Genomic DNA, 23,797 nt, shown 5'->3' with positions numbered 1-23,797 from the left:
AGCCACGTATCGCCCGGCCGCCCGGTGCACCTGCCCCGGCGCAACGAAGCAGTTGCCCCCGCTGAGGCAATCGGTGAAACTGGCCTTCGCTGAACGGCTTCCTGCCGTTTTCTCTACCATAGGCTGAAATGCAGTTCCTTGCCCTGTCAGACTCCGCCAGTGCTCTCCTGGCTCTGGGGATCGTTGTTGTGATGCTCGCACTTTTCGTGCGCGAAAGTTTTCCGACCGAGGTTGTCGCCCTGGCCGGCGTGGCGGTGATGCTGGCGACCGGCATCCTGCCCTATGACGACGGACTGGCCGTGCTGTCCAATCCCGCGCCCTGGACGATCGCGGCGATGTTCATCATCATGGGCGCCCTCGTGCGTACCGGGGCGCTGGACGTGCTGACCCGGCTGGCCGAACGCTATGGCAAGACCCATCCCAGGGCGGCGGTTACCGGCGTGATCGCGATGGTGATGGCCGGCTCGGCCGTCATGAACAACACGCCCGTGGTCGTGGTGATGATCCCGGTCTTCGTGCAGCTGTCGCAGACGCTGGGCAAGAAAGCCTCGAAGCTGCTGATCCCACTGTCGTACGCGGCCATCATGGGCGGGTCGCTGACGCTGATCGGCACCTCGACCAACCTCCTGGTGGACGGCGTTGCCCGTTCCCACGGGATGGAGCCCTTCGGCATCATCGAGATCATGCCCATCGGCCTGGTGGTCTGCATCTGGGGCCTGATCTACATGGGCCTCTTCGCGCCGCGCCTCCTGCCCGACCGGGACAGCATGGCCAACATGCTGTCGGACCGGTCCAAGATGAAGTTCTTTACCGAGGCGGTGATCCCTCCGGAATCGAACCTCATCGGGCGCGAGGTGCTGGGAGTACAGCTGTTCAAGCGCGATGGCGTGCGGCTGATCGACGTGGTGCGCGGCGATGTCTCGCTGCGCCGCAACCTCGAGGGCGTGACCTTGCAGGTGGGCGACCGGGTGGTCCTGCGCACGCGCATGACCGAACTGCTGAGCCTTCAGAACAACAAGGAGCTGAAGCGCGTCGATCAGGTGTCTGCGGTCGAGACCACGACGGTGGAGGTGCTGATCACGCCGGGCTGCAAGATGGAGGGACGGGCCCTGGGCGGGATGCGGCTGCGGCGGCGCTATGGCGTCTATGTGCTGGCCGTGCACCGGCGCAACCAGAACATCGGGCGGCAGCTGGACGATCTGGTGGTGCGCGTCGGCGATACGCTGCTGCTGGAAGGCACGCCGGCCGATATCCAGCGGCTGGCGGCGGACATGGAGATGGTCGACGTCTCGCATCCCTCAGCCCGGGCCTTCCGGCGCGGTCATGCGCCGATCGCCATCGCCGCGCTGGCCGGGATCGTTCTGCTGGCCGCCTTCGACGTCGCGCCGATCCTGTTCCTCGCAGTGATCGCGGTGGCGATTGTTCTGGTTACCCGTTGCATCGACGCGGACGAGGCATTTTCCTTCATCGACGGGCGCCTGCTGGCGCTGATCTTCGGGATGCTGGGCGTCGGCGCCGGATTGCAGCACACCGGCGCGGTGTCGCTGGTGGTCGACCGGATCGCTCCGGGTCTGATGACATTGCCGCCCTGGCTGGTGGTCATGGTCATCTTCCTGATCACCACGATCCTCACCGAAATCGTTTCGAACAACGCGGTCGCGGTGATCATGACGCCGCTGGCCATCGGCCTCGCTCAGGCTCTGGGGCTGGACGCGCGCCCGCTGGTGGTGGCAGTGATGATCGCGGCGTCCTGCGCCTTTGCGACGCCCATCGGCTATCAGACCAATACGCTGGTCTACGGTCCGGGCGGCTATCGGTTTTCGGACTTCCTGCGGATCGGGGTGCCGCTCAACCTGACGATGACAGTGATCTGTTCGGCCGTGATCCCGCTGATCTGGCCGCTGCATCCGTAACAGGGCGCGGGCTGCCTGTTCCTGTTTCTGGAAAGCGCGGGTCGGTCCGCAGCCGGCGGCTAGCCCGCCAGCGCCCGGGCGAGCCGGTTCTGGCGTTCAATCACGCGCGGCAGGTCGAGCGTCGCCAGATGACCATCGCGGACCACCTCGCGCCCTTCGACGAAAAGCGTCTTCACCCGGTTTGGCCCGGCCAACAGGAGCGCGGCCTTGTCCCAACTTCCCGCGCTGTCGATGCCGGACACGTCCCAGAGCGCGATGTCGGCCCGCTTGCCGACCATGAGTCGCCCGCAGTCCGGGCGGCCAAGCACGTCCGCGCCGCCGCGCGTGGCGATCTCGAGCGCTTCGCGGGCGCTCATCGCATCCGCGCCCCGGGCCACCCGTTGCAACAGCAAGGCCTGCCGTGCCTCGGCGACGAGATTGCCGGTATCGTTACTTGCCGATCCGTCGACGCCCAGGCCAACCGGCACGCCGGCGTCCCGCATGGCACGAACCGGCGCGATGCCCGACCCCAGGCGGCAGTTCGAACAGGGGCAATGTGACACGCCGGTGCGCGTGCGGGCGAACAGGCCAATCTCGGCAGCGTCGAGCTGAACGCAATGGGCGTGCCAGACGTCGGGGCCAGTCCAGCCGAGGTCTTCGGCATATTGGCCCGGACGACACCCGAAATGCGCAAGGGAATAGGCAATGTCTTCGGCGTTTTCGGCGAGATGCGTATGCAGCATGACGCCCTTGTCGCGCGCTAGAAGCGCCGCGTCGCGCATCAGTTCGCGGCTGACCGAGAAGGGCGAACAGGGTGCGAGACCGACACGGCACATCGACCCTTCGGCGGCATCGTGAAACCTGTCGATCACACGGATGCTGTCGTCGAGGATCGCGCGCTCGTTCTCCACCAGAGCGTCGGGCGGCAGGCCGCCGTCGCTTTCCCCGATGCTCATCGCGCCCCGGGTCGGGTGGAAGCGCAGGCCGATGTCCCGTGCCGCGGCGATGGTGTCGTCCAGCCGGGCGCCGTTGGGGTAAAGGTAAAGATGGTCCGACGTCAGCGAACAGCCCGACAGCGCCAGTTCGGCGAGGCCGGTCAGGGCCGAAACATGCATCTCTTCGGGGCCAAAGCGCGACCAGATCGGATAGAGCGATTGCAGCCATCCGAACAGCAGCGCGTCCTGCCCCGCCGGCACGGCGCGGGTGAGGGTCTGGAACAGGTGATGGTGCGTGTTGACCAGGCCGGGCGTCACCACGCAGCCTGCGGCGTTCACGATCTCGCCGGCGGAGGACAGGCCCGCACCGACGGCCGCGATCACGCCGCCGCGTATCAGGATGTCCGCGCCCGGCAGCTCGCGGCGGTCGTCGTCCATGGTCAGGACGACATCGGCATTCTTGATCAGGGTCTCGCGCATGTCAGGGCCTCGCATGTTGCAGCGCCCCGTTTCAGTCCGCAGATTCGGCCGAAGGAAAACGGAAAGATCCGGCCAGGACCGGCTCTGCCACGCGCGGATGGTGGAATCAAGCCGCGAAGGGACGCAGCAGATCGAGGGCCTGCGCGTGAAGCGCGGCATTGGCGCAGGCCAGAACCTGGCCGCCATCGTGAGCGGGCTCGCCCCGCCAGTTGGTGACCCGGCCGCCGGCGGCCTCGATCAGGGCGATGGGAGCCATCACGTCGTAGGGTTGCAGGCCGGCTTCGATCACCAGGTCGATCTGGCCGGCGGCGACCAGCGCATAGGCATAGCAATCCATGCCATACCGGGTCAGCCGCACCTCGCGCGCGACGGATTCGAAGCCCGCGCGGTCGGCGGGCGTACCGACCTCGGGAAAGGTGCTGAACAGGATCGCTTCGGAGAGCGTGGCGGTGTCGCGGGTGCGCAAGGGTCGCTGGCCGTGTGGTCCCTGCATCTCGGCGATCCCATTCCCACCGGTGAAACGCTCGCCGATATAGGGCTGGTCGATCATGCCGAGCAGCGGTCCGCCGGCATCGGCCAGCGCGATCAGCACGCCCCAGGTTGGGGTGCCGGACAGAAAACCACGAGTGCCGTCGATGGGGTCGAGAACCCAGGTGCGTCCGCTGGTGCCTTCTGCACGGGCGAATTCTTCGCCGAGGACGCCGTCCTCGGGACGCAGGTCGGCCAGCAGTCGGCGCATGGCCTCTTCCGCGGCGCGGTCCGCCGCTGTGACCGGATCGAAGCCCGACGCCGCCTTGTTCTCGGCGCTGAGTCCGTCCCGGCGAAACCAGGGCAGGATGGCCGCGCGCGCCGCGTCGGCGAGTCGATGGGCTATGTCGAGATCGGAAAGGGCGTCGGGTGTCATGGTTGCCCGAGTGCCACCAACTTGCCGGTCGTGCAAGTCTTCCTCTCAACGTCGCCGGTTCATTCAGGCGACGTCGCTGAGAACGCGGGCAAGATCGAACAGGCGGCGGCGCTGATGCTCGGGGATGGCATAATACGACCGCACGAGATCCAGGGCCTCCTTGTCGCCCAGAATATCGGACGGAAAGGCATGACCGGCATCGCCCGACTTCTGGTCCTCGGACAGCCCTTCGAAGAAAAAGGCCACCGGAACCTCGAGCGCGTCGGCGATATCCCAGAGACGGGACGCGCTGACCCGGTTGGCGCCGGTTTCATATTTCTGAATCTGCTGAAACTTAATGCCGACCTTCTCCGCCAGTTGCTGTTGGGTCATCCCGATCAGCCAGCGCCGGTGCCGCACGCGTTTTCCAACGTGTACGTCTACTGGATGGGTCATGCTTCTCTCCTATGTGATACTGACAACAAACCGAGCCAAACGAGACCCGCGATGGGAAAGCACAAAAAGGACTCAGACGGTGTCGCCGGTTCCACATGTATCTGATGCAACGCCCCCCTGGCGCCGCACAAAACACTCTACGCAGATTTACTTGCATGACAAGCAAGTTGAGTTACGTCAACGTCAAGACACTTGATGGTTGTGCGATCCCTCCGGCTCCCATTTGACCTGTTGTTTTGTTTAGTAATCTCCCCCCTGACGACGCAAGACTTTGAATCATCTCTTGTGTAGCAAGAAGGGAAACAATTCGTGTACAACACTCTGGCAGATTTCCGAAAACCGAACAATGCGCGCGTTTAGAATTTTACAAACCTCTGAAAAACCGACATATTCCGACATTTTTTTGCCGGATCCCGGCCCGACCGAGCTGCGGCTGGATATACGGTGCGCGGGTCTGAACTATGCAGATATTCTGATCCAAAATGGAACCTATCAGGATATTCCGCCCGCACCGTTCACACTTGGAATGGAAGTCGCAGGGGTTGTTACCGGTAAGGGTGAGTCGGTCCAGAACTTTTCTCTGGGGGATCGCGTGGCGGTTTTCTCTGGCCAGGACGGCTTGGCCGAAGCGGGCGTTTTCGAATCGGACAGGGCCGTTCGGATTCCCGACAGGATGAGCTTTGAGGAGGCGGCGGGCTTCCAGATCGCCTATGGCACGAGCCACCTGGCGCTCGCGCATCGCGCACATCTGCAGCCGGGCGAAACCCTGCTTGTCACCGGCGCGGCGGGCGGCGTGGGCCTGACGGCAGTCGAGATCGGCAAGTTGATGGGCGCGCGGGTGATCGCGCACGCCCGCGGGGCCGACAAGCTGGAGGTGGCCCGAGCGGCCGGGGCCGACCATCTGATCGACGATGGCGAGGATCTGCGGGCCCGTGTTCTGTACCTCGGCGGGGCAGACGTGGTCTATGACGCGGTGGGCGGCGAAGCGTTCCGCGCGGCCTTCCGTGCCTGCAACCCCGAGGCGCGGCTGATCTGCATCGGTTTCGCCAGCGGCGACGTGCCGCAAATCCCGGCCAACCATCTCATGGTGAAAAATCTTACCGCCATCGGCCTGTATATCGGCGGCTATTTCAAGTTCCGCGCCGATGTGGTGCGCGACAGTCTCGCCACTCTTCTTGGCTGGTACGAGGAAGGGCGGCTGAAGCCGCATGTCAGCCACGTCCTGCCGTTCGACCGAATCCAGGAGGGACTGGACTTGCTGCGCGCCCGGAAATCCACCGGCAAGGTGGTGATCCGCATTTCGAACGACAGCTAGCCGGCGACCTTGAGGCGGGGCTTGGCCGTCTCGCGGAAGGCGGCCCGGAGCAGCGTTGCCAGCGTCTGGAGCACCTCGCCCCCCTCGGCCGTGTAGAGGTTGATGTTATGCGCGGGCAGGTCAGGGAGCTGGCCGCCGTGCTGGATCATTTCCAGATGCGGCGGAAGGGTGCCTTCCATCAACGCCATGACCCCCAGATCGGCGGAGACCGTCGCCTCGAGCGTGCGGTCGGAATCCGAGTCGACGGTTGTCTGCCATTCGATCCCAGCAGACTCGAGCGCCCGGAGCACCATGGGCCGGAAGATGCAATGGCGCCCCTGAGCCAGATCCAGGGGTTGCTTGCGCCATGCCGATCCGCCGATGGCGCCGACCCAAAGCAGTTCCTTGGTTGTCAGCTGCTCGGCCCCCGGCGGAAGATCGACTTCCGTCGTGAGGATCACATCACATTCCCCCCGCGCGAATTTCTGCTTGAGGGAAATCGTATTCAGTGTCAGCAGCTGAACCTTCACACGCGGATAGGCGGCGTTCAGCTGTTGCAGAACGCGAGGAACGGCGGGATAGACGATGTCGTGCGGCACGCCCAGCACCACCTCGCCCTCGAAGGCCTGATCGGTGAGGCGGGCGATCACCTCGTCGTTCAGCGACACCATCCGGCGAGCGTAGACCAGCAACTGCTCGCCCGACGCGGTGAGCGCGATGCCGCGGCCCGAGCGGTCGAGCAGTTCAAGGCCCAGCAGTTCCTCCAGCCGCTTGAGCTGCATCGAGACCGCAGATTGCGTCAGATGCAGGAAGCCGGCGGCACGGGTCACCCCGCCGCTGTCGGCCACCGCCACGAAAGAGCGCAGCGTTGTGATGTCGAGATTTCGTATCATCACGATCCCTTATGAATCACTTCAAAAACATTCGCTTTCAAAATGAAGCACACTCTCCCATATACATCAAGGAAATTGATTGCATGAACACAACTCATCACGAACCGACGAAAGGACAAGGATCATGACTGTTTCCGTGATCACCCGCCCCCACATCAAAATGCGCCGTCCGGGGCTCTTGGCACGGCTCGCATCGCTGCGCGGCCTATGGCGTCAGCGCACCCGTCTGGCCGAGCTTGAACCACATATGCTCGAGGATATCGGCGTCAGCGAAGCCCAGGCCCGGAAAGAGGCGCGCCGGCCGGTCTGGGACGCACCCGCCAACTGGCATAACTGATCGCGCCGGAGTGCGTTCCGTCCGGCAGCAAACGTTTTAGTGAAAACACCTCTAAATCGTTGCAGCCGCGCTTGAAAAACAGGCGGGCATCCCCAATATTCGACAGGGAATACCACTGCCGGCACAGGCCGGCGGCATTCTTTGTCTGGATGGAGACCAAACATGGCTGACTACAACCCGACCCGCGCCGCTTCCCGGACAATGGCCGGCGCCCGCGCGGTCGAAGTCGACGAGGGCCTGCGCGCCCATATGAACAAGGTCTACGGCACGATGTCCGTGGGCATGCTGATCACCTTTGCTGCTGCCTGGGCGCTGTCCGGTCTGGCCGTGACCGACGTGCCGAACGAGATGCAGATCGGCGCCGGTAAATATCTGACCGATTTTGGCTATGCGCTCTATGCCTCGCCGCTGAAGTGGGTCGTGATGTTCGCGCCGCTGGCCTTCGTGTTCGGCTTCTCGGCCATGATCAATCGCATGTCCGCCGCCACTGCGCAGACGGTGTTCTACGCCTTCGCCGCGGTGATGGGCATTTCGATCAGCTCGATCTTCCTGGTGTTCACCGGCTACTCGATCATTCAGGTGTTCCTGATCACCTCGATCTCCTTCGCCGGCCTCTCGCTCTGGGGCTATACCACCAAGAAGGACATCTCGGGCTGGGGCTCGTTCCTGATTATGGGCGTGATCGGCCTGATCGTCGCTTCGATCGTGAACCTCTTCTGGCCGATGCCGGGCCTGGCCTTCGCGATCTCGATCCTGGGTGTGCTGATCTTCGCCGGTCTGACCGCCTATGACACGCAGAACATCAAGAATACCTACCTCGTGCACGCCCATTCGGGCGACACCGAGTGGCTGGGCAAGGCTGCCATCATGGGTGCGCTGAACCTCTACCTGGACTTCATCAACATGTTCATGATGTTGCTGCAGCTGCTGGGCAACCGCGAATAAGCGGATACGACAGATTGCGAGAGGGCCGGGATTTCCCGGCCCTTTTCTTTTGGTGCGCAGCGGATATCCTGCACCCATGCTGGAGCTGCGTCCGAATTGCGAGATATGCGACCGCGATCTTCCACCCGAGTCGGAAGAGGCGCACATCTGCACGTATGAATGCACCTATTGCACCACCTGCGCCGCCGATCTGATGAACGTCTGCCCGAACTGCGGTGGCAACCTGCAGCCGCGCCCGATCCGGCCGGCGACGGCGCATCGCCCCAATACGGGCCTTCCCCACGACCCCGCCGGAACCCGCCGGCGCCACAGCAGGTGGAGCGCCGGGGAACGGCTCGCCTTTTCGATGAGCCTGAAGGACGTGCCCCCGGCGCAGCGCTGATCAGCCCGCAGCCTGCTTCAAGTCCAGCCGCATCCGCACCGCAGGAAAGGTGATGCCCGGCTGCAGTTGCACCTCCATCGGACCCTCTTCGGCAAAGCCAATCGCGGCGTAGAAGGGCACGGCGTTGCGGGTCGCCCAGCATTCGAGTTCGCGCAGTCCGGCGGCAAAGGCCTCGGCGGCGATATGCGACAGCAGTGCCCGACCGACGCCTTGGCGCAGTTCCCGGTCGTCCGTGGCGACATGCCGGACATGACCCCGGCCCGGGACCGCACGGTCGCGGGTCCAGCCGCCGACGCCGGCGATCCGCCCGTCCCGTTCGACCGCGTAATAGCTGCCGGAAGCCAGCAACGCGGGCTGTGCGCGGGCAATCAGTGGCAAGGCGGTGACCAGAACCGAGGGCGGATAGGCGGCCTTGAGCAGCTTCGGATAGGCCCGCGCCAGCAGAACGTCGACCTCGGCCAGATCGGCGCCGGTTGTCGGGCGCACCATCAGGGGCACGGCGGCACCGTCTCCAGGAAAGCTGCCACCTGCGCCGCGGACGTCAGATGCACAACGCGCACATGGGCCGGCGGTGTCGCGATCAGCCGCAGCACGCCTTCGCGCGATGTCTTCCGCGTATCCCAGATCCATTTGTAGAAGGGCAACGTTTCGCGGTGAAAGCCTTCCCGGCAGCCGGGCGTCATGTCGGGACGTTCGCGGCCCCAATAGCGGACCAGGCGCCGCGTGACCCGCCACAGGCGCAGACCCACCGGAAAGTCGAGCCAGATCAGCGTGTCGCAGCGTGCAATGCGGTTCCTGTAGGTCGCGCTGAACCCGCCTTCGAAAATCCAGCGCGCGCGGGACTCGATATCGCGGGCCAGCAGCTCACGTTCTTCGACGCTGCGGCTGACCCAGCCCGCTTTCCATTGCACGTGGTCCATGTGGTAGACCGGCAGTCCGGTGCGCGCGCCGAGCGCCCGCGCCAGCGTGCTCTTGCCCGATCCGGAGCCCCCGACAATCATCACGCGCTGCATGACACACCCCCAAAACAAAAGGCCGCGCAATCAATGCGCGGCCCCGAATTCGGAACGTGGCGAGATCTTACTTGATCTTGCCTTCCTTGTATTCGACGTGCTTGCGCGCAACGGGGTCGTATTTGCGCACGGCCATCTTTTCGGTCATCGTCCGGGCGTTCTTCTTGGTGACATAGAAGTGGCCCGTGCCTGCGGACGAGTTCAGGCGGATCTTGATGGTGGTCGGCTTGGCCATTGTCGTTCTCCTGCGCCGGAGGCCGCGCGCCTCCGTGAAATCTCATGAAGCCCGCCTTTTACCCATCGCGGCCCCCGAGTCAACCGGGTTGGTGCGGATTTGCGCCGTTGCGGCGCGTTCTCCGACACAAACCTTAGGTGCCGACCTTAGTCGGGGAGGATTTTGCCCGGATTGAGGATGTTGTCAGGGTCCAGCGCCTGCTTGATCGCGGCCATATAGCGCGTCGCCGGCCCCAGTTCGCGGGTCAGATAGGGCCGCTTGCCCTGCCCCACCCCGTGCTCGCCGGTACACGTTCCGTCCATCGAGATCGCCAGATCGTTCAGCCAGCCGATATAGGTTTCCGCCATGGCGACTTCCTCGGGGATGTCCATATCGATCAGCATCGAGCAATGGAAGTTGCCGTCGCCGACATGACCGACGATCGGGGCCAGCAGACCCAGTTCGCTGGCCTTGGCCTGCGCCGCGCTGACGCATTCGGCCAGCCGGGAAATCGGCACGCAGACGTCGGTGGCGATTCCCTTGGCGCCCGGACGCAGCTGAAGGCAGGCCCAATACATGTCATGCCGGGCCTTCCACAGCTTGTTGCGTTCTTCGGTGGTGGAGGTTGCGGCAAAGCCGCTGCCGCCAAAATCGTCTGCGATGGAACCGAAGGTCTCGGACTGTTCCGCGACCCCGGCTTCGGACCCGTGGAATTCGACCAGCAGCAAAGGCGTTTCGGGCAGGGTCAGGCCAGAGTAGGCATTGGCCGCCTTGACGCACATCTCGTCAAGAAGCTCGATCCGCGCCACCGGGATGCCATACTGGATCGTCGCCATCACCGCGCGGCAGGCCGCGTCGACGGTCGGGAAGGAACAGCGCGCGGCGCGGATCGCCTCGGGGATGCCCTGCAGCCGCAGCGTGATCTCGGTGATGATGCCGAGCGTGCCTTCCGACCCGACCAGCAGCCGTGTCAGATCATAGCCGGCCGAGGATTTCTTCGCCCGCTGCGCCGTGCGGATCACCGTGCCGTCGGCCATCACCGCTTCGAGAGCGATGACGTTGTCCTTCATCGTGCCGTATCGCACGGCGTTGGTGCCGCTGGCCCGCGTCGCGGCCATGCCGCCGAGCGAGGCATTGGCGCCGGGGTCGATGGGGAAGAACAGACCCTGGTCGCGCAGGTGGACGTTCAGCGCCTCGCGCGTAACTCCGGGCTGGATCACACAGTCCAGATCGCTGGCATGGACGGCCAGAACCTTGTTCATCTCCGTCAGGTCGATGCAAATGCCGCCTGCCGGTGCGTTCACATGCCCCTCGAGCGAGGTGCCCGTTCCATAGGCGATGACCGGCACCTTCTGGTCGGCGCAGATCTTGACGATGTCGGAAACCTCGGCCGTGTCGCGCGCGAAGATCACCGCATCGGGCGCCTGGGTCTCGATCCAGGTCGTCGTGTGCCCGTGCTGTTCGCGCAGAGCCTGGCTGGTGTTCAGCCTCTCGCCAAAGCGCTGTTTCAATATCCCGATCGCGGTTTCGATGCCGGTCTCATTGCGCGGCAAACGTGTGGCCTTGACCATAGTCCTAGTCTCCCAAAGCGATGCCTTCGCGGCGCGGGTCAGCCCCGCCCGTCAGCATCGCGCCAATCTCGATTGCATGCAGGCCCGAGTTCAGGTCAAGCACCTTGACCTCGAACCCTGCCGCTTCCAGTCCGTCCTTCAGCCCCGCGGCCGTGGTTCCGGCCTCCAGATCGAAGGTGCCGAACCGGTTCAGGCCATGGCCCATCGCCACAGCCTGCTGCACGTCCATGCCCCAGTCGGCCCAAGCGATGATCGCCTGAGCCACATAGCCGATGATCCGGCTACCTCCGGGCGAGCCGATGGCCAGCACCGGCTTGCCATCCTTCATCACCACCGTCGGCGCCATCGACGAGCGCGGGCGCTTGCCCGGCTCGACCCGGTTGGCGATGGGCACGCCGTCTTTGTGGCTGCGGAAGGAGAAGTCGGTGAGTTCGTTGTTCAGTAGAAAGCCGCGCACCATCAGGCGCGCGCCAAAGACATTCTCGATGCTCGCGGTCATCGCGGCGACATTGCCATACCGGTCCACGATGGTGACGTGGCTGGTCGAGGGCAGTTCGATGGCCTCGCCATCGGCCAAGGCGGCATGGTCGAATTCGGGGGTGCCCGGCGGGGCGTCTTGCAGCGCCATGTCGGTCTCCAGCAAGGCCGCGCGCCCGGCCAGATAGGCCGGATCCAGCAGGCCCCGCGAGGGCACCGGGCCGAAGTCGCTGTCCGCGACAAAACGCTCGCGGTCTGCGAAGGCGAGACGCGACGCGTCGCCGATGCGCCGCCATGTCTCCGGATCGTCGGCCGCCCCCATCGGCGCGCCGTTCAGCGCTCCGAGAATTTGCCCGACCGCGATACCGCCCGACGAGGGCGGCCCCATGCCACAGACCTGATAGACACGATAGGCGGTGCAGACCGGGTCACGTTCCTTCACCTGATAGAGCGCGAGGTCGGTGGCGGCGAGAACCCCGGGATTGCCCGGCGCTCCCTGCACCACCCGCACGATATCGGCAGCAACCGGGCCGGTATAGAAGGCCGCTGCCCCGCCCTGGGCCATCAGCCTCAGGGTGTCGGCATAGTCGGGGTTCTGCAACAGGTGCCCGACCGGCAGCGGTTCGCCGGCCTCGGTCAGGAAATAGTCAGCCGTACCGGGGGCCGAGGCCAGGCGGTCGCGATCTTCGGCGATCAGCGCGTTCAGCCGGTCGGAGACCGCGAACCCCTCCCGCGCCAGGGCGATGGCCGGGTCGAACAGCGTGGTCCACGGCAGCCGGCCCCAGCGGCGATGCATTGCTTCCAGCAGTGCCGGCGTGCCGGGCGTGCCGACCGAGCGGCCGCCGACCACGGCATCGAAGAACTTGAGCGGCTGCCCCTGCTCGTCCAGGAACAGCAGCGGTGTCGCGGCCAGCGGCGCGGTTTCGCGGGCATCCAGCGTCGTCAGCGCGCCGGTCGCGGCATCGTACCAGACCAGAAAGGCGCCGCCGCCCAGGCCCGAGGACTGCGGCTCGACCAGACCAAGCACCAGTTGCACCGCGATCAGCGCATCCGCAGCGGACCCGCCGCGCGCCAGAACCGCGGCACCGGCCTCGACCGCCAGGGGATTGGCGGCCGCAACCATCCAACGCGCCGCCTCGACCGGCTGACCCGCCGCCTTGGCTGCATAGGCCGCCGCAACCGCCGGCGATACGGCCGCTGCGGCGACCGGCGTGGAGATCTCGGGCTGCACCGCATCTGTCGTCTGCTGAGCCGTGGCGGCACCGGCCAGCAAGGCCAGCAGAAGGGAAACTCTGCGCATCGGTTTTCTCTCCAGACGGGCGGAACGCACGACCGGCGACATCACAGCATCGACGGCACGACCAGGTCCGGCGGACGATGACCGTCTTCGAAAGTCTTGATGTTGATGATGACCTTCTCGCCCATCTCGACGCGGCCTTCGACCGTTGCCGAGCCCATATGCGGAAGCAGCACGACATTGGGCAATTCGCGCAGGGCCGGATTGCCTTCGGAGCCGTGTTCATAGACGTCGAGCCCCGCGCCCGCGATCTCGCCCGCGCGCAGCATGCGCGTCAGGGCAGCCTCGTCGATCACCTCACCGCGCGAGGTGTTGACCAACACCGCCGAGGGTTTCAGCAACTTCAGGCGGCGCGCGTTCAGCAGGTGGAAGGTCGAAGGTGTGGACGGGCAATTGATCGAGATCACGTCCATCCGGCTGACCATCTGGTCAAGGCTTTCCCAATAGGTTGCGCCCAGTGCCTCTTCGGTCTCGGGGCGCAGACGCTTGCGGTTGTGGTAATGGACCTGCATTCCGAAGGCCGCGGCGCGCCGCGCCACCGCCTGACCGATGCGGCCCATGCCAAGGATGCCCAGACGCCGGCCGCCGACCCGACCGCCGAGGAAGGCGGTCGGAGCCCAGCCGGACCATTCGCCCGTCTGCATCACGGCCAGCCCCTCGGGGATGCGGCGGATCACCGCCAGCAAAAGCGCCATCGTCATGTCGGCGGTATCGTCGGTCAGCACGCCCGGGGTGTTCGAAACCAGGATGCCGCGCTGGCGGGCGGTGGCGACATCGATGTGATCGACACCCGCGCCATAGTTGGCGATCAGCTTCAGCCGGTCGCCCGCCTGCGCCAGCAGCGTCGAATCGATGGTATCGGTGATGGTCGGGACCAGAACGTCGGCGCTCTTGGCTGCCAGAACCAGTTCTTCGCGGCTCATCGGCGCGTCGTCGCTGCGCAGACGGACGTCGAACAATTCGCCAAGCCGTGCCTCGACCTGTTCGGGCAACCGTCGCGTAACGACAACACTCAAGGGTTCTCTTGGCAAATCGGCACTCCCGAAGCTTCTCAAATCATTGCCTGTCGTGTCATCGTGGCGCAGGAACAGTCGAGGCACAAGAACCTCGGGGCCGAAATCTCCTCGGCCGGGCAATGCGGACAAGAACGGGCAGGCAGTTCGTGACGGGATATCTGAAAGGCATGTGCCGCCTTGTGGCGGCGATTTGCGTCATGACGCTGGCAAACAGCGCCATGGCGGTGGACCAGAAGCGCGGGCCGGTGACCAACCTGCCGCTGCCGCGCTATGTTTCGCTCAAGGCCAACGAGGGCAATGTGCGGCGCGGCCCTTCTCTGACGCATCGCATCGACTGGGTCTTTACCCGGCGTGACATGCCGCTGGAAATCACCGCAGAACACGGCCACTGGCGGCGGGTTCAGGACCGGGACGGCGCCGGAGGGTGGGTGCATTACGCGCTGCTGTCGGGCGCGCGCACGGTTCTGGTCGAACAGGACATGGCGCCGCTGCACGACCGACCCGATGCCGCCTCGCCGGTCGATGCCGCGCTGGAGCTGGGCGTGGTCGCGCGGCTGGGGGAATGCACGCTGGACTGGTGCAAGGTGTCGGCCGGCGGCTACAAGGGCTGGATCGAAAAGACCGCCGTCTGGGGCGTGGACAAGGACGAAATCCGCGAATAACCGCGGTCCGGGGTGTGCTGCGACCTTCGCCTCAGGTAACCGCAGTCAGGCGGCTTTGACCTTGCCGGCCGCAGCCGGCCGGGCCATCATCGCCCGACCGGTTTCACCCCGACGGATAATTTCATGCGACTGATACTTGCCCTGCTCCTCGCAGTCCTGCCGCTGACTGCGATTGCCCAGACCGTCGACCAACCCGATGGCACCATCGCCGTCACCGACAGCAAGCAGCAGGACGCCGCCATCGCGGTGCGCATCCGCGCCATCCTGGCTGAACTGGATGGATATGAGGATGTAACCGTCGCCGTATCCTCCGGCATCGTCACCCTGCGCGGCACCACTGTAGACACCTCGGCCGCGAGCCGGCTGAACGAGATCGCCCGGCGGGTCGAGGGTGTTGTTGCGATCAAGAACGAGGTGCACGAAACCACCGATGTTGTCGAACGGCTGAACCCGGCGATGCAGCGTTTCCGCGCGCGTCTGGTGCAATTCGTCGCGATCCTGCCGCTGTTGTCCATCGCGCTTCTGGTTTTCGTGCTGATCGCGGCCGCCGGATTCCTGCTGGCGCGGATGAAACAGCCCTGGGACCGGATCGCGCCGAACCTCTTCATTGCGGACATCTACCGGCAGGCTGTGCGGCTGATCTTTGCCATTTCGGGTGTCGTCGTCGCGCTCGATCTTCTGGGGGCCACGGCGCTGCTGTCGACCATCCTCGGCGCGGCCGGTATCGTTGGCCTCGCCATCGGTTTCGCCGTCCGCGACACGGTCGAGAACTTCATCGCCTCGGTCCTGCTCTCGGTGCGCCAGCCTTTCCGTCCGAATGACACGGTCGAGATCGATGGCGATCAGGGCAAGGTCATCCGCCTGACCTCTCGCGCCACGATCCTGCTGAGTTTCGATGGCAACCACATCCGCATTCCCAACTCCACGGTGTTCAAGTCCCGCATCGTCAACTTCTCGCGCAATGACGAACGGCGGTTCCTGCTGGATTTCGGGGTCGGCTATAATGCCGATCTGGCCCGCGCGCAGGCCATCCTGCTTGAAACGGTGCAGTCCCTTCCGTTCACGCTGGTCAACCCGGCGCCTGCGGTCTGGATCGAAACTCTGGGGGACAGCACTGTCGGGCTGCGGGTTGCGGGATGGATCGCGCAGCACGAAACAAGCATCCAGCTGGCACGCAGCGAGGCGGCGCGGATGTGCCTGGCCGCCCTGACCGCCGCCGGCGTGCCGATGCCCGAGCCGACCTACCGCATCGTCACGGACAGCGGCAAGGCGGATACGAGTCCGCCGAAGTCCGGGCGAGCCGCCCCCGAGATGGAGGTGCAGGAGGTGAGCGCGACGGCCGACGCTGAACTCTCGCAGATTATCGACGCCGAGCGGAAGGAACAGAAGGACGGTGACCTGTTGAGCCATGCGGCACCGGAAGAATAGGCGCAGATCGCAGGCGGACCACATGCTTTTGCGGGCAGGCGTGCACGGCAATTCCCGCGAAGGGACGTAATTCCGGAGCTTGTGGACGGAGCGACGGGCGGCGCGAGGTGCGCTATTTCGCGTTACCCATCTGAAAAAATTAACTCTTTTGTCGGTTCTTCGCTCCGGAAGTATCGTTTGCACGGTTAACCGGTTGCGCGATGATATGTTTGTCGTCTAGTATGCCAGAATGGGATGCAGACCGCATCGGGATGGAACAACCGTCATGAGCTTCCGCAACGTCACAGCCTGTGTCGCGCCAGCAACGGCGTGGCCGGCGTTGCGTGCCGCACCAGCCTGTCCGGCTGGACAATGAGCATGGGACCGGTGTCGCCTGTCCGACCTTTGACGGCGCCCACCGCCCGCAGCGCCCGCGCCGAAAAATTTCCGACTTTGCCCGGTGGAGGATGACCGGAGCGGAGTCGCTTTTCCTGCCCGGCAAGACGCCGCGCAGTTCACTTCAAGGGAGGAAGACATGACTACGAAATTGACACTGGGCCGGCGCGGCCTGTTGCAGCTGGGCGGGGCCGCTCTGGCCACTCCGATGCTGATGCGAACGGCCTGGGCGGCCGACAAATTCGTCTGCAAAATCGCGCATTCCGAGGCCATCGGCTCGCCCTTCACCAATGCCTTCGACAAGTGGACGGCGATCCTGAATGAGAAGAGCGACGGCCGCATCGAGGCCCAGCACTTCCCGGCCAGCCAGCTTGGCGGTCTCGCGCAGCTGCTTGAAATGAGCCGGATCGGCACCATTCAGGTCACCGCCGCCGGACCCGACAGCGAAGAGGCCATCGCGCCGGAAATCGCTGCCACCGCCGGTGCGCCCGGGTTTATCTACAAGAACGAGGCCCACGTGGACGCCGTGCTGCAGGGCGACATCGGGGAAGAGATCAGCCGCATCGCGCGCGAAAAGACCGGCGTCGAGTTCATCGCCTATGGCGAGGTCGGCTTCCGCCATCTGCTGACCAAGGCCCCCGTGACCGATCTTGCCAGCCTGCAGGGCGTCAAGCTTCGGGTGCCGCAGGTGACGATCTGGGTCGACTTCTGGAAACTGCTGGGCGCCAATCCGACGCCGCTGCCCTATTCCGAGCAGTATGCCGCCCTTTCGACCGGGGTGATCGACGGGCTGGATTCGGACTACTTCTCGATCCTGGGCTTCAAGTGGCACGAGCAGGCGACCAACATCCTGCCGACCTACCACTGGTTCCTGCCCAAGGCGATCCGCATGAATGCGGCCTGGCTCGACGCCCTGCCCGCCGACCTGCAGGAGCTGTGCCGGACCTCCGCCAAAGAGGTCTTTGCCGAACAGCGCGCGATCAACCGCGCGGGCGCCGACAAGGCGCTGGAGGACCTCAAGGCAGTCGGCTGCACCGTTCACCCCTTCCCCGCCGAGGAAAAGGCGCGCTGGGAAGAGAAGAGCGCCAGCCTGTACGACACCTTCGGCGCGACCAGCCCCGAAACGGCAGCGATGATCGCCAAGATCCGCGCGCTGGCCTGATGACTCTCCCGCGCGCGTGCGGGACTTTCCCGGATGGACGACCGAATGACCGAGACCGAATTGCGGGCGGTGGCGATGCCGCGGCCCTATCTGTTGCTCGACCGGATGCTGGAAGCCGTGTCGGTGATCCTGATGCTGGTCGCGACCGCCATCGTGATCCTTCAGGTCTTCTGCCGCTACGTGCTGAACGCCTCGCTGCCCTGGCCCGAGGAACTGGCGCAATTCCTGTTTGTCTGGTCGGTGTTTCTGGGGCTGGCCATCCTGACCTTCCGCAACCGACATATCTCCATCTCGCTGTTCGTACCGCATTTGTCGCCGCGAACGCAGGTCTGGCACGCGGTCTTTCTGCGCGTCGTCGCGGTGGTCGCCTGCGTGGTGCTGGTCATCCACGGCATCGATTTCATGAAACGGGCCCTGCAGGTCACACCGGCCCTGCGGATCCCGCTGAAATACCTCTTCCTGGCCGTGCCCGCCGGCGGTGCGCTCGGGCTGGCCTTCATGAGCGCCCCTTTGCCGGGCCGCAGCTGGTGGACGGGACTGGCCACGCTGGCCGCCGGCGTTACGACCTATTTCGCCATGCGCGAGGCGGGCGGCCTGCTGTTCGGCGAGGCCAGCAGCACGACGATCCTGATGATCGTTTCCCTGGCACTGATCTTTGCAGAGGTCCCGATCGTTTATGCGCTGGTCGTCGGTTCTTTCGCCGCGCTGACCCCGTTGCCGCCCCTGATGCTGGTGACGATCACGCAGAACATGTCTGGCGCGCTCGATTCCTTCACCCTTCTGGCGATCCCGTTCTTCATCCTGGCCGCCGCCGTGATGAACGCGGGCGGGATAACGGTGCGCATCGTCGATCTGGCCTATCACCTTGTGGGCCACCTGCGCGGCGGGCTGGGGCAAGCCAACATCGTCACCAACGTGATGCTCGCCGGCGTGTCGGGCTCGTCTACCGCCGATGCCTCTGCCACCGCCAAGCTTCTGGTCCCGCAGATGGAGAAGCACGGCTATGACCGCGCCTTTTCCTGCGCGCTGACGGCGGCCGCCTCGACGCTGGCGAACCTGATCCCCCCGGGTCTGGGGCTGATCATCTATGCCGCGCTCGCCTCGGTCTCGGTCGGGGCGTTATTCGTCGGCACCATCGTGCCGGGGCTCATGGTCGCCCTGGCGCTGGCGCTGGTGGTCTGGCTGATCTCGGCCCGGCGCGGTTATGGCGGGCAGACAGAACGGTCGGGCCGCAGCGCGCTGGGGCGGGCCTTGCTGCTGGCGCTTCCGGCGCTTGCCCTGCCTGTGGCAATCGTCGGCGGCGTGCGGTTTGGCGTCTTCACGGCGACCGAGGCCGGGGCCATCGCGGTTGTCTTCGCGCTGTTCACCGGCGCGCTGATCTACCGCGGGCTGACCGCCTCGAATCTGACCCACGCCTTCCGCGAAGCGGTGGAGGACACCGTGGCCGTCGCCGTCATCATTGCGGCCTCGTCGCCCTTCGCCTGGATCCTGACCTTCGAACAGGCGCCGCAGAAGATTGCGGCCTGGCTCGGCGCGCTGACCGGCGATGCCATCGTCCTGCTCTTGCTGATCAACCTTTTCCTGATCTTCGTCGGCCTGTTCATCGAGATGATCGCCGCGATGGTGATCCTGGTGCCGATCCTGGTGCCGGTCGTCGTGGCCGCCGGGGTCGATCCGCTGCAATTCGGGATCATCATGGTGATGAATCTGGTGATCGGCGCGCTGACGCCGCCGCTGGGCGTGCTGGTCTTCACCACGGCCCGGGTGGGCGGCGCCCCGTCGACGGCGGTCTTCCGCGCCATTCTACCCTTCATCGCCGCGCAGCTGCTGGTGCTGCTGCTGGTGACGACGATCCCGCAACTGACGATGCTGCCGATCCGCTGGTTCGGCCCCTGAGGACAATGGAATGAGCGACAAACCAATGGCGCGTCTGGCCCTGATAGGGCTGGGTATGGCGACAAAACCTCATCTTGAGGGGCTGGACGAATTGCGCGGGCGGGTCGATGTCTCGGGTGTGTTCAACCGTACCCGTGCCAAGGCCGAAGCGGTACAGGACAGATTCGGCTTTCCGGTCTTCGACAGCCTGGACGCAGTCGCCGCCGATCCCGGCACCGATGGCGTTATTATCGCGACACCGCCGAACCAGCGGGCCGAAATTGTCGCCATGATGGCGCGGGCGGGCAAGCATGTGTTGATGGAAAAACCCATCGAACGCACCCTGACCGGCGCGCAGGACATGGTCGCGCTGTGCGAGGCCGCCGGGGTGACTCTGGGCATCGTGTTCCAGCACCGGTTCCGGGCCGGTGCGCTGCGACTGCGCCAGCTGCTGGCCGAAGGCGCGCTGGGGGAGCTGGCGCTGGCCCGGGCCGAAATCCCCTGGTGGCGCGGACAGGACTATTACGAGGTGCCCGGCCGCGGGACTCTGGCGCGGGATGGGGGCGGTGTACTGATCTCGCAGGCGATCCATGTGCTTGACCTGATGCTCAGCCTCACCGGACCGGCGCAGACTGTTCAGGCGCTGACGGCGACAACACGAATGCACCGGATGGAGACCGAGGATTTCGCCACCGCCGGCATCCGCTTTGCCAATGGTGCGGTCGGTTCGGTCGTGGCCACCACGGCGACCTATCCCGGAGGGCAGGAAAGCATTGTGCTCGACGGCACGCTGGGCACCGCAACCCTGCAGGGGGGTACGCTGAGCGTGGTCTGGCGCGACGGGCGGACCGAGTCGGTGGGCGAAAGTGCGGGCACGGGCGGCGGGGCGGATCCCATGGCCTTTCCCTGCGACTGGCACCGAGACCTGATCGAGGATTTCGCCCGGGCGATCTCGACCGGCGGCGCGCCGGCCATCCCGGGGCGCGAGGCATTGCGGGTCCACGCCCTGATCGACGCGATGGTGCGCTCGGGCGCGTCGGGTGCGCAGGTCACCGTGGAGGCAGTGTGATGAGTCTTCGCTTTGCCGCGCTGGGGATGGACCACCGGCACATCTATGGCATGTCACAGGGCATGATCGACGCCGGCGCCACGCTGGCCGCCTGGTGGACCGAAGGCACGCCGCAACCGATGGAGGGCTTCGTCAAACGTTTTGCCGACGCCCCGCAGCGGGACCTTGAGGATATCCTGGGCGACCACAGCATCGCGCTGGTGCTGATCGCCTGCCGCCCCGATCGACGCGCAGATCTGGCCATTCGGGCGATGCAGGCCGGCAAGGACGTGATGGTCGACAAGCCCGGCTGCATCACCCAGGACGAGGCCGACCGCCTGCGCGCCACTGTGGCCGAGACAGGCCGCATCTGGTCGGTGAACTTCTCGGAACGCTTCGAGGTGCCGGCCACCACCGTGGCAACCGATCTGGTCCGCTCGGGCGCCATCGGGACGGTCGTGCAGACCGTGGGCCTGGGCCCGCACCGGCTGAATGCGCCGACGCGGCCGGACTGGTTCTTCGACGCGCGCACCTACGGCGGGATCCTGGCCGACATCGCCTCGCATCAGATCGAACAGTTCCTGCACTTCACCGGCCGAGAGGATGCCGAAATCACCCTGGCCTCGGTCGGGAATTTCGCCAATCCACAGTGGCCGCAGTTCGAAGACTTCGGTCAAGTTGCGCTGCGATCGGGCGCTGCGCAGGCCTATATCCGGGTCGACTGGTATACCGCCGACGCGCTGCCCAACTGGGGCGACGGGCGGCTGTTCATCACCGGCACCGAGGGCACCATCGAACTGCGCAAATATGTCGATGTCGATGGACGGCCGGGCACCGATCACCTGTTTCTCGTGAACGGCACGCGCTGCGAGCATATCGACTGCGCCGGCGCGCCGCTGCCCTATTTCGGCAACCTGATGGCCGACATCCGTGACCGCACCGAAACCGCCTGCCCGCAGGCGCGCACCTTCCGCGTCTGCGAACTGTCGATAGAGGCGCAGCGGATCGCGCTGGCGCACAGGGCCTGAGTCAGGCCGCCTTGGCCAGCCGCGTCAGGTAGGCGACCCAGGCGCGCAACCCGTCCTGCCAGCGTTCCAGGCGGAAGAACTCGTTGGGCGCATGGTAATCCTCGTCCGCGGTCGAGAACGAGAAGAACACCGTGCCCATGTCCAGCACCCGGTCGAACATCTCGGCAATCGGGATGGTCGCCCCCATGCGGACGGCGCGGGCGGGCTGGCCGTAGAGTTCTTCCAGAACGTCCATCGCAAGGCGCAGGCCCGGATGGTCGAGCGGCAAGGCCGACGGCCAGGCGACCCCGGGTTTGCGGGCGATGCTGAGCGTGGCGCAGTCCGGGCACAGGCGGGTCAGCTCGGCTTCGAGCAGTTCCAGGATGCGCATCGGATCCTGTCCCGGCACCAGACGGCAGGAAATTTTGGCCTCGGCCGTCGCGCCAATGACCGTTTTGAAACCGGGGCCGGTATAGCCTGCCGACATGCCGTTGATTTCCAGCGTCGGGCGCAGCCAGTTCCGTTCGAGAAAACTGTATCCGGCCTCGCCCGCACCTTTTTTTACGCCGAGACCTTCGAGGAAGGCTGCCTCGTCAAAGGGGATATCGGCGAGCGCGGCGCGGGTCTCGTTGTCGGGAACGGCCACTCCGTCGTAAAAGCCCGGCACCGCTACGGCCCCGGTGCGCGGGTCGTGCAGCGCCGCCAGCATCTCTACCAGCACCTGCGCCGCATTCGGCACGCCGCCGCCGTAGCGGCCCGAGTGCAGGTCCTTCGCGGCCCCGCGCACCGTGACGTTCAGAGCGGCCATGCCCCGGCTGGCCACCGTCACCGAGGGCAGATCGGCCCGCCACATGGCGCCATCGGCCGAGAGCAGGAAATCGGCCGTCACCAGATCCTGATGGGCGACCACGAAATCCTCGAGATGGGCGCTGCCCATTTCTTCCGAGCCTTCGATCAGCAGTCGGACGTTGACCGGCAAGGCGCCGGTCGTGGCCATCAGCGCCTCCATCGCGCCCAGCGCCACCATCAGCGGGCCCTTGTCGTCGGAAATGCCGCGTCCATAGATGCGCCCGTCGCGCAGGGTCGGCTCGAACGGGGCCGACTGCCATTGATCGAGCGGATCGGGCGGCTGCACATCGTAGTGGCCGTAAACAAGAATGGTAGGCGCGCCAGGTGCGCCGGTCCATTCGCCGGTCAGGATCGGGTGGCCCGGCGTGGCGTTCACCGCTACCCGGTCAAAGCCGATATCGCGCAGATAGGTGGATAGGAATTCGGCCGCCTGCCCCATGCCCTCGGCATAGGCCGGATCTGTCGAAACGCTGGGCAGACGGACGAAATCGTAAAGCCGGTCGCGCAGCGCCGGTTCGTTTGCGTCAAGCCAGTCGCGGGCGGCAGCTTCGGTCATGCCCGGCCTCCGTTCACCTGGATGATCTGCCCGGTGATCCACCCGGCGCGATCGCTGGCCAGAAACAGGGTCATGTTTGAAATGTCTTCCACTTTGCCGGTCCGGCGCAGGAAGATGCCCTGCACCAGCCGTTCCTGCCCGTCGGGGCCGTAGGACTCCCACTGGCGCTCGGTGGTCGGGTTCGAACGCACAAAGCCCGGCGCGATGCTGTTGACGGTGATGCCGAAGGGCCCGAGTTCGTGCGCCAGCTGGCGGGTCAGACCGATCTCGCCCGCCTTGGCCGCGGCATAGGCCTGGATGCCGGTCAGGCTGACGCCGATGCCCGCGCCGGAGGATATGGTGACGATGCGCCCCCGTCCGAGCGACTTCATGCCCGGCGTGACCGCCTGCGCCATGAGAAAGGCGCCCTTCATGTTCACGTCGACGATGGCGTCCCAATCCTCGGGCGTGATCTCTTCCAGCGGCCGGCCAACCTGCCCGCGCACGCCCCCGGCGCTGTGGACGAGGATCGAGGCGGGACCGAAGCCCGCGACGGTTTCGCGCACGGCCGCCGGGTCGGTCACGTCAAGCGTGGCGGTGGAGATGCTGCCTTCCGAGCCGTTCTGGGTCTCCGCCAGCCCGGCCGCGTTCACGTCCAGCGCCAGTACATCGGCCCCAAGCGCCGCGAAATCGCGCGCGATGCCGCGTCCGATGCCGTGGCCCGCGCCGGTGACGATCACCTTCTCGCCGTCAAATCTGATCTGCATCGGT

Annotated in this window: 23 protein-coding genes; 11 read left to right on the top strand and 12 right to left on the bottom strand. The window is 65.5% G+C overall.

All coding sequences use genetic code 11. The annotated features are described in order from the left end of the window. Window positions 1-128: 128 nt before the first annotated feature. A complete protein-coding gene (locus tag ACFO5X_RS23805) occupies window positions 129-1,913 on the top strand; it encodes an SLC13 family permease (protein WP_380722275.1) in 1,785 nt (594 codons plus the stop codon). A gap of 59 nt (window positions 1,914-1,972) precedes the next feature. Here the strand turns inward: ACFO5X_RS23805 and ACFO5X_RS23800 are convergent, their stop codons facing one another. The 3 genes from ACFO5X_RS23800 to ACFO5X_RS23790 form a co-directional block, all read right to left on the bottom strand. Then, window positions 1,973-3,307 carry an 8-oxoguanine deaminase gene (locus ACFO5X_RS23800; RefSeq protein ID WP_380722273.1) on the bottom strand — a complete coding sequence of 445 codons (1,335 nt, stop codon included), beginning with the start codon at window positions 3,305-3,307 and terminating at the stop codon, window positions 1,973-1,975. A gap of 106 nt (window positions 3,308-3,413) precedes the next feature. Next, window positions 3,414-4,211, bottom strand: a complete 798-nt coding sequence (hisN, locus tag ACFO5X_RS23795) for a histidinol-phosphatase (protein WP_380722271.1) — start codon at window positions 4,209-4,211, stop codon at window positions 3,414-3,416. A 63-nt stretch (window positions 4,212-4,274) separates the two neighbouring features. Next, a complete protein-coding gene (locus ACFO5X_RS23790; RefSeq protein ID WP_380722269.1) occupies window positions 4,275-4,646 on the bottom strand; it encodes a helix-turn-helix domain-containing protein in 372 nt (123 codons plus the stop codon). A 346-nt stretch (window positions 4,647-4,992) separates the two neighbouring features. Here ACFO5X_RS23790 and ACFO5X_RS23785 point away from each other — a divergent pair, with 346 nt between their 5' ends. After that, complete coding sequence (locus tag ACFO5X_RS23785) at window positions 4,993-5,961, top strand: NADPH:quinone oxidoreductase family protein (protein ID WP_380722362.1); 969 nt, start codon at window positions 4,993-4,995, stop codon at window positions 5,959-5,961. On the opposite strand, the gene ACFO5X_RS23780 is transcribed toward ACFO5X_RS23785, so the two are convergent. Continuing rightward, window positions 5,958-6,833, bottom strand: coding sequence for a LysR family transcriptional regulator (locus tag ACFO5X_RS23780; protein WP_380722267.1), 876 nt, complete (start codon window positions 6,831-6,833; stop codon window positions 5,958-5,960). The two genes, ACFO5X_RS23785 and ACFO5X_RS23780, sit on opposite strands and share 4 nt — an antisense overlap. A 124-nt stretch (window positions 6,834-6,957) precedes the next feature. Between ACFO5X_RS23780 and ACFO5X_RS23775 the strand changes: the two genes are divergently transcribed. The 3 genes from ACFO5X_RS23775 to ACFO5X_RS23765 all read left to right on the top strand — a co-directional run bounded on the left by ACFO5X_RS23775 (window position 6,958) and on the right by ACFO5X_RS23765 (window position 8,497). Continuing rightward, window positions 6,958-7,170, top strand: a complete 213-nt coding sequence (locus ACFO5X_RS23775) for a DUF1127 domain-containing protein (protein WP_380722265.1) — start codon at window positions 6,958-6,960, stop codon at window positions 7,168-7,170. A gap of 162 nt (window positions 7,171-7,332) precedes the next feature. Continuing rightward, window positions 7,333-8,115 (top strand): Bax inhibitor-1/YccA family protein, encoded by a 783-nt coding sequence (locus ACFO5X_RS23770; protein ID WP_380722263.1) that lies wholly within the window; start codon window positions 7,333-7,335, stop codon window positions 8,113-8,115. Between the two features lie 76 nt (window positions 8,116-8,191). After that, the gene (locus ACFO5X_RS23765) at window positions 8,192-8,497 is read left to right on the top strand and encodes a DUF1272 domain-containing protein (protein ID WP_380722261.1); all 306 of its coding nucleotides are present in this window, start codon (window positions 8,192-8,194) and stop codon (window positions 8,495-8,497) included. Here the strand turns inward: ACFO5X_RS23765 and ACFO5X_RS23760 are convergent, their stop codons facing one another. The 6 genes from ACFO5X_RS23760 to ACFO5X_RS23735 form a co-directional block, all read right to left on the bottom strand. Further along, a complete protein-coding gene (locus tag ACFO5X_RS23760; RefSeq protein WP_380722360.1) occupies window positions 8,498-8,986 on the bottom strand; it encodes a GNAT family N-acetyltransferase in 489 nt (162 codons plus the stop codon). After that, window positions 8,986-9,510, bottom strand: coding sequence for a P-loop NTPase family protein (locus tag ACFO5X_RS23755; RefSeq protein ID WP_380722259.1), 525 nt, complete (start codon window positions 9,508-9,510; stop codon window positions 8,986-8,988). The genes ACFO5X_RS23760 and ACFO5X_RS23755 overlap by 1 nt, the downstream gene beginning before the upstream one ends. 67 nt (window positions 9,511-9,577) lie before the next feature. Continuing rightward, window positions 9,578-9,745, bottom strand: coding sequence for a 50S ribosomal protein L33 (gene rpmG / locus ACFO5X_RS23750; protein WP_073326311.1), 168 nt, complete (start codon window positions 9,743-9,745; stop codon window positions 9,578-9,580). Between the two features lie 146 nt (window positions 9,746-9,891). Next, a complete protein-coding gene (locus ACFO5X_RS23745; protein ID WP_380722257.1) occupies window positions 9,892-11,295 on the bottom strand; it encodes an FAD-binding oxidoreductase in 1,404 nt (467 codons plus the stop codon). Window positions 11,296-11,299: 4 nt separating this feature from the next. Continuing rightward, a complete protein-coding gene (gene ggt, locus ACFO5X_RS23740; RefSeq protein ID WP_380722255.1) occupies window positions 11,300-13,072 on the bottom strand; it encodes a gamma-glutamyltransferase in 1,773 nt (590 codons plus the stop codon). 41 nt (window positions 13,073-13,113) lie between these two features. After that, window positions 13,114-14,100 (bottom strand): 2-hydroxyacid dehydrogenase, encoded by a 987-nt coding sequence (locus tag ACFO5X_RS23735; RefSeq protein WP_380722253.1) that lies wholly within the window; start codon window positions 14,098-14,100, stop codon window positions 13,114-13,116. 182 nt (window positions 14,101-14,282) lie between these two features. On the opposite strand from ACFO5X_RS23735, the gene ACFO5X_RS23730 reads away from it, so the two are divergent. The 6 genes from ACFO5X_RS23730 (at window position 14,283) to ACFO5X_RS23705 (ending at window position 21,663) form a co-directional block, all read left to right on the top strand. After that, window positions 14,283-14,747 (top strand): SH3 domain-containing protein, encoded by a 465-nt coding sequence (locus tag ACFO5X_RS23730; RefSeq protein ID WP_380722251.1) that lies wholly within the window; start codon window positions 14,283-14,285, stop codon window positions 14,745-14,747. 123 nt (window positions 14,748-14,870) lie between these two features. Beyond that, on the top strand, window positions 14,871-16,175 hold the full coding sequence (locus ACFO5X_RS23725; protein ID WP_380722249.1) for a mechanosensitive ion channel domain-containing protein: 1,305 nt from the start codon (window positions 14,871-14,873) through the stop codon (window positions 16,173-16,175). Window positions 16,176-16,689: 514 nt separating this feature from the next. Next, window positions 16,690-17,712, top strand: coding sequence for a TRAP transporter substrate-binding protein (locus ACFO5X_RS23720; RefSeq protein ID WP_380722247.1), 1,023 nt, complete (start codon window positions 16,690-16,692; stop codon window positions 17,710-17,712). Window positions 17,713-17,745: 33 nt separating this feature from the next. Then, entirely contained in the window at window positions 17,746-19,608 is a 1,863-nt protein-coding gene (locus tag ACFO5X_RS23715) for a TRAP transporter large permease (RefSeq protein ID WP_380722245.1), read from the top strand. A 10-nt stretch (window positions 19,609-19,618) separates the two neighbouring features. Continuing rightward, window positions 19,619-20,656, top strand: coding sequence for a Gfo/Idh/MocA family protein (locus tag ACFO5X_RS23710; RefSeq protein ID WP_380722243.1), 1,038 nt, complete (start codon window positions 19,619-19,621; stop codon window positions 20,654-20,656). Next, window positions 20,656-21,663, top strand: a complete 1,008-nt coding sequence (locus tag ACFO5X_RS23705; RefSeq protein WP_380722241.1) for a Gfo/Idh/MocA family protein — start codon at window positions 20,656-20,658, stop codon at window positions 21,661-21,663. Before ACFO5X_RS23710 ends, ACFO5X_RS23705 begins: the two co-directional genes overlap by 1 nt. A gap of 1 nt (window position 21,664) precedes the next feature. On the opposite strand, the gene ACFO5X_RS23700 is transcribed toward ACFO5X_RS23705, so the two are convergent. Together ACFO5X_RS23700 and ACFO5X_RS23695 are read right to left on the bottom strand one after the other, a co-directional pair. Then, window positions 21,665-23,047, bottom strand: coding sequence for a dipeptidase (locus ACFO5X_RS23700; protein WP_380722239.1), 1,383 nt, complete (start codon window positions 23,045-23,047; stop codon window positions 21,665-21,667). Next, the gene (locus tag ACFO5X_RS23695) at window positions 23,044-23,793 is read right to left on the bottom strand and encodes an SDR family NAD(P)-dependent oxidoreductase (protein ID WP_380722237.1); all 750 of its coding nucleotides are present in this window, start codon (window positions 23,791-23,793) and stop codon (window positions 23,044-23,046) included. The genes ACFO5X_RS23700 and ACFO5X_RS23695 overlap by 4 nt, the downstream gene beginning before the upstream one ends. Window positions 23,794-23,797 lie beyond the last annotated feature (4 nt).

This window comes from Seohaeicola nanhaiensis, from assembly GCF_042654245.1.
GTDB lineage: Bacteria > Pseudomonadota > Alphaproteobacteria > Rhodobacterales > Rhodobacteraceae > Seohaeicola_A > Seohaeicola_A nanhaiensis.
The sequence above is the reverse complement of the archived record's forward strand: the minus strand, read 5'-3'. Positions and strand labels throughout refer to the sequence as shown.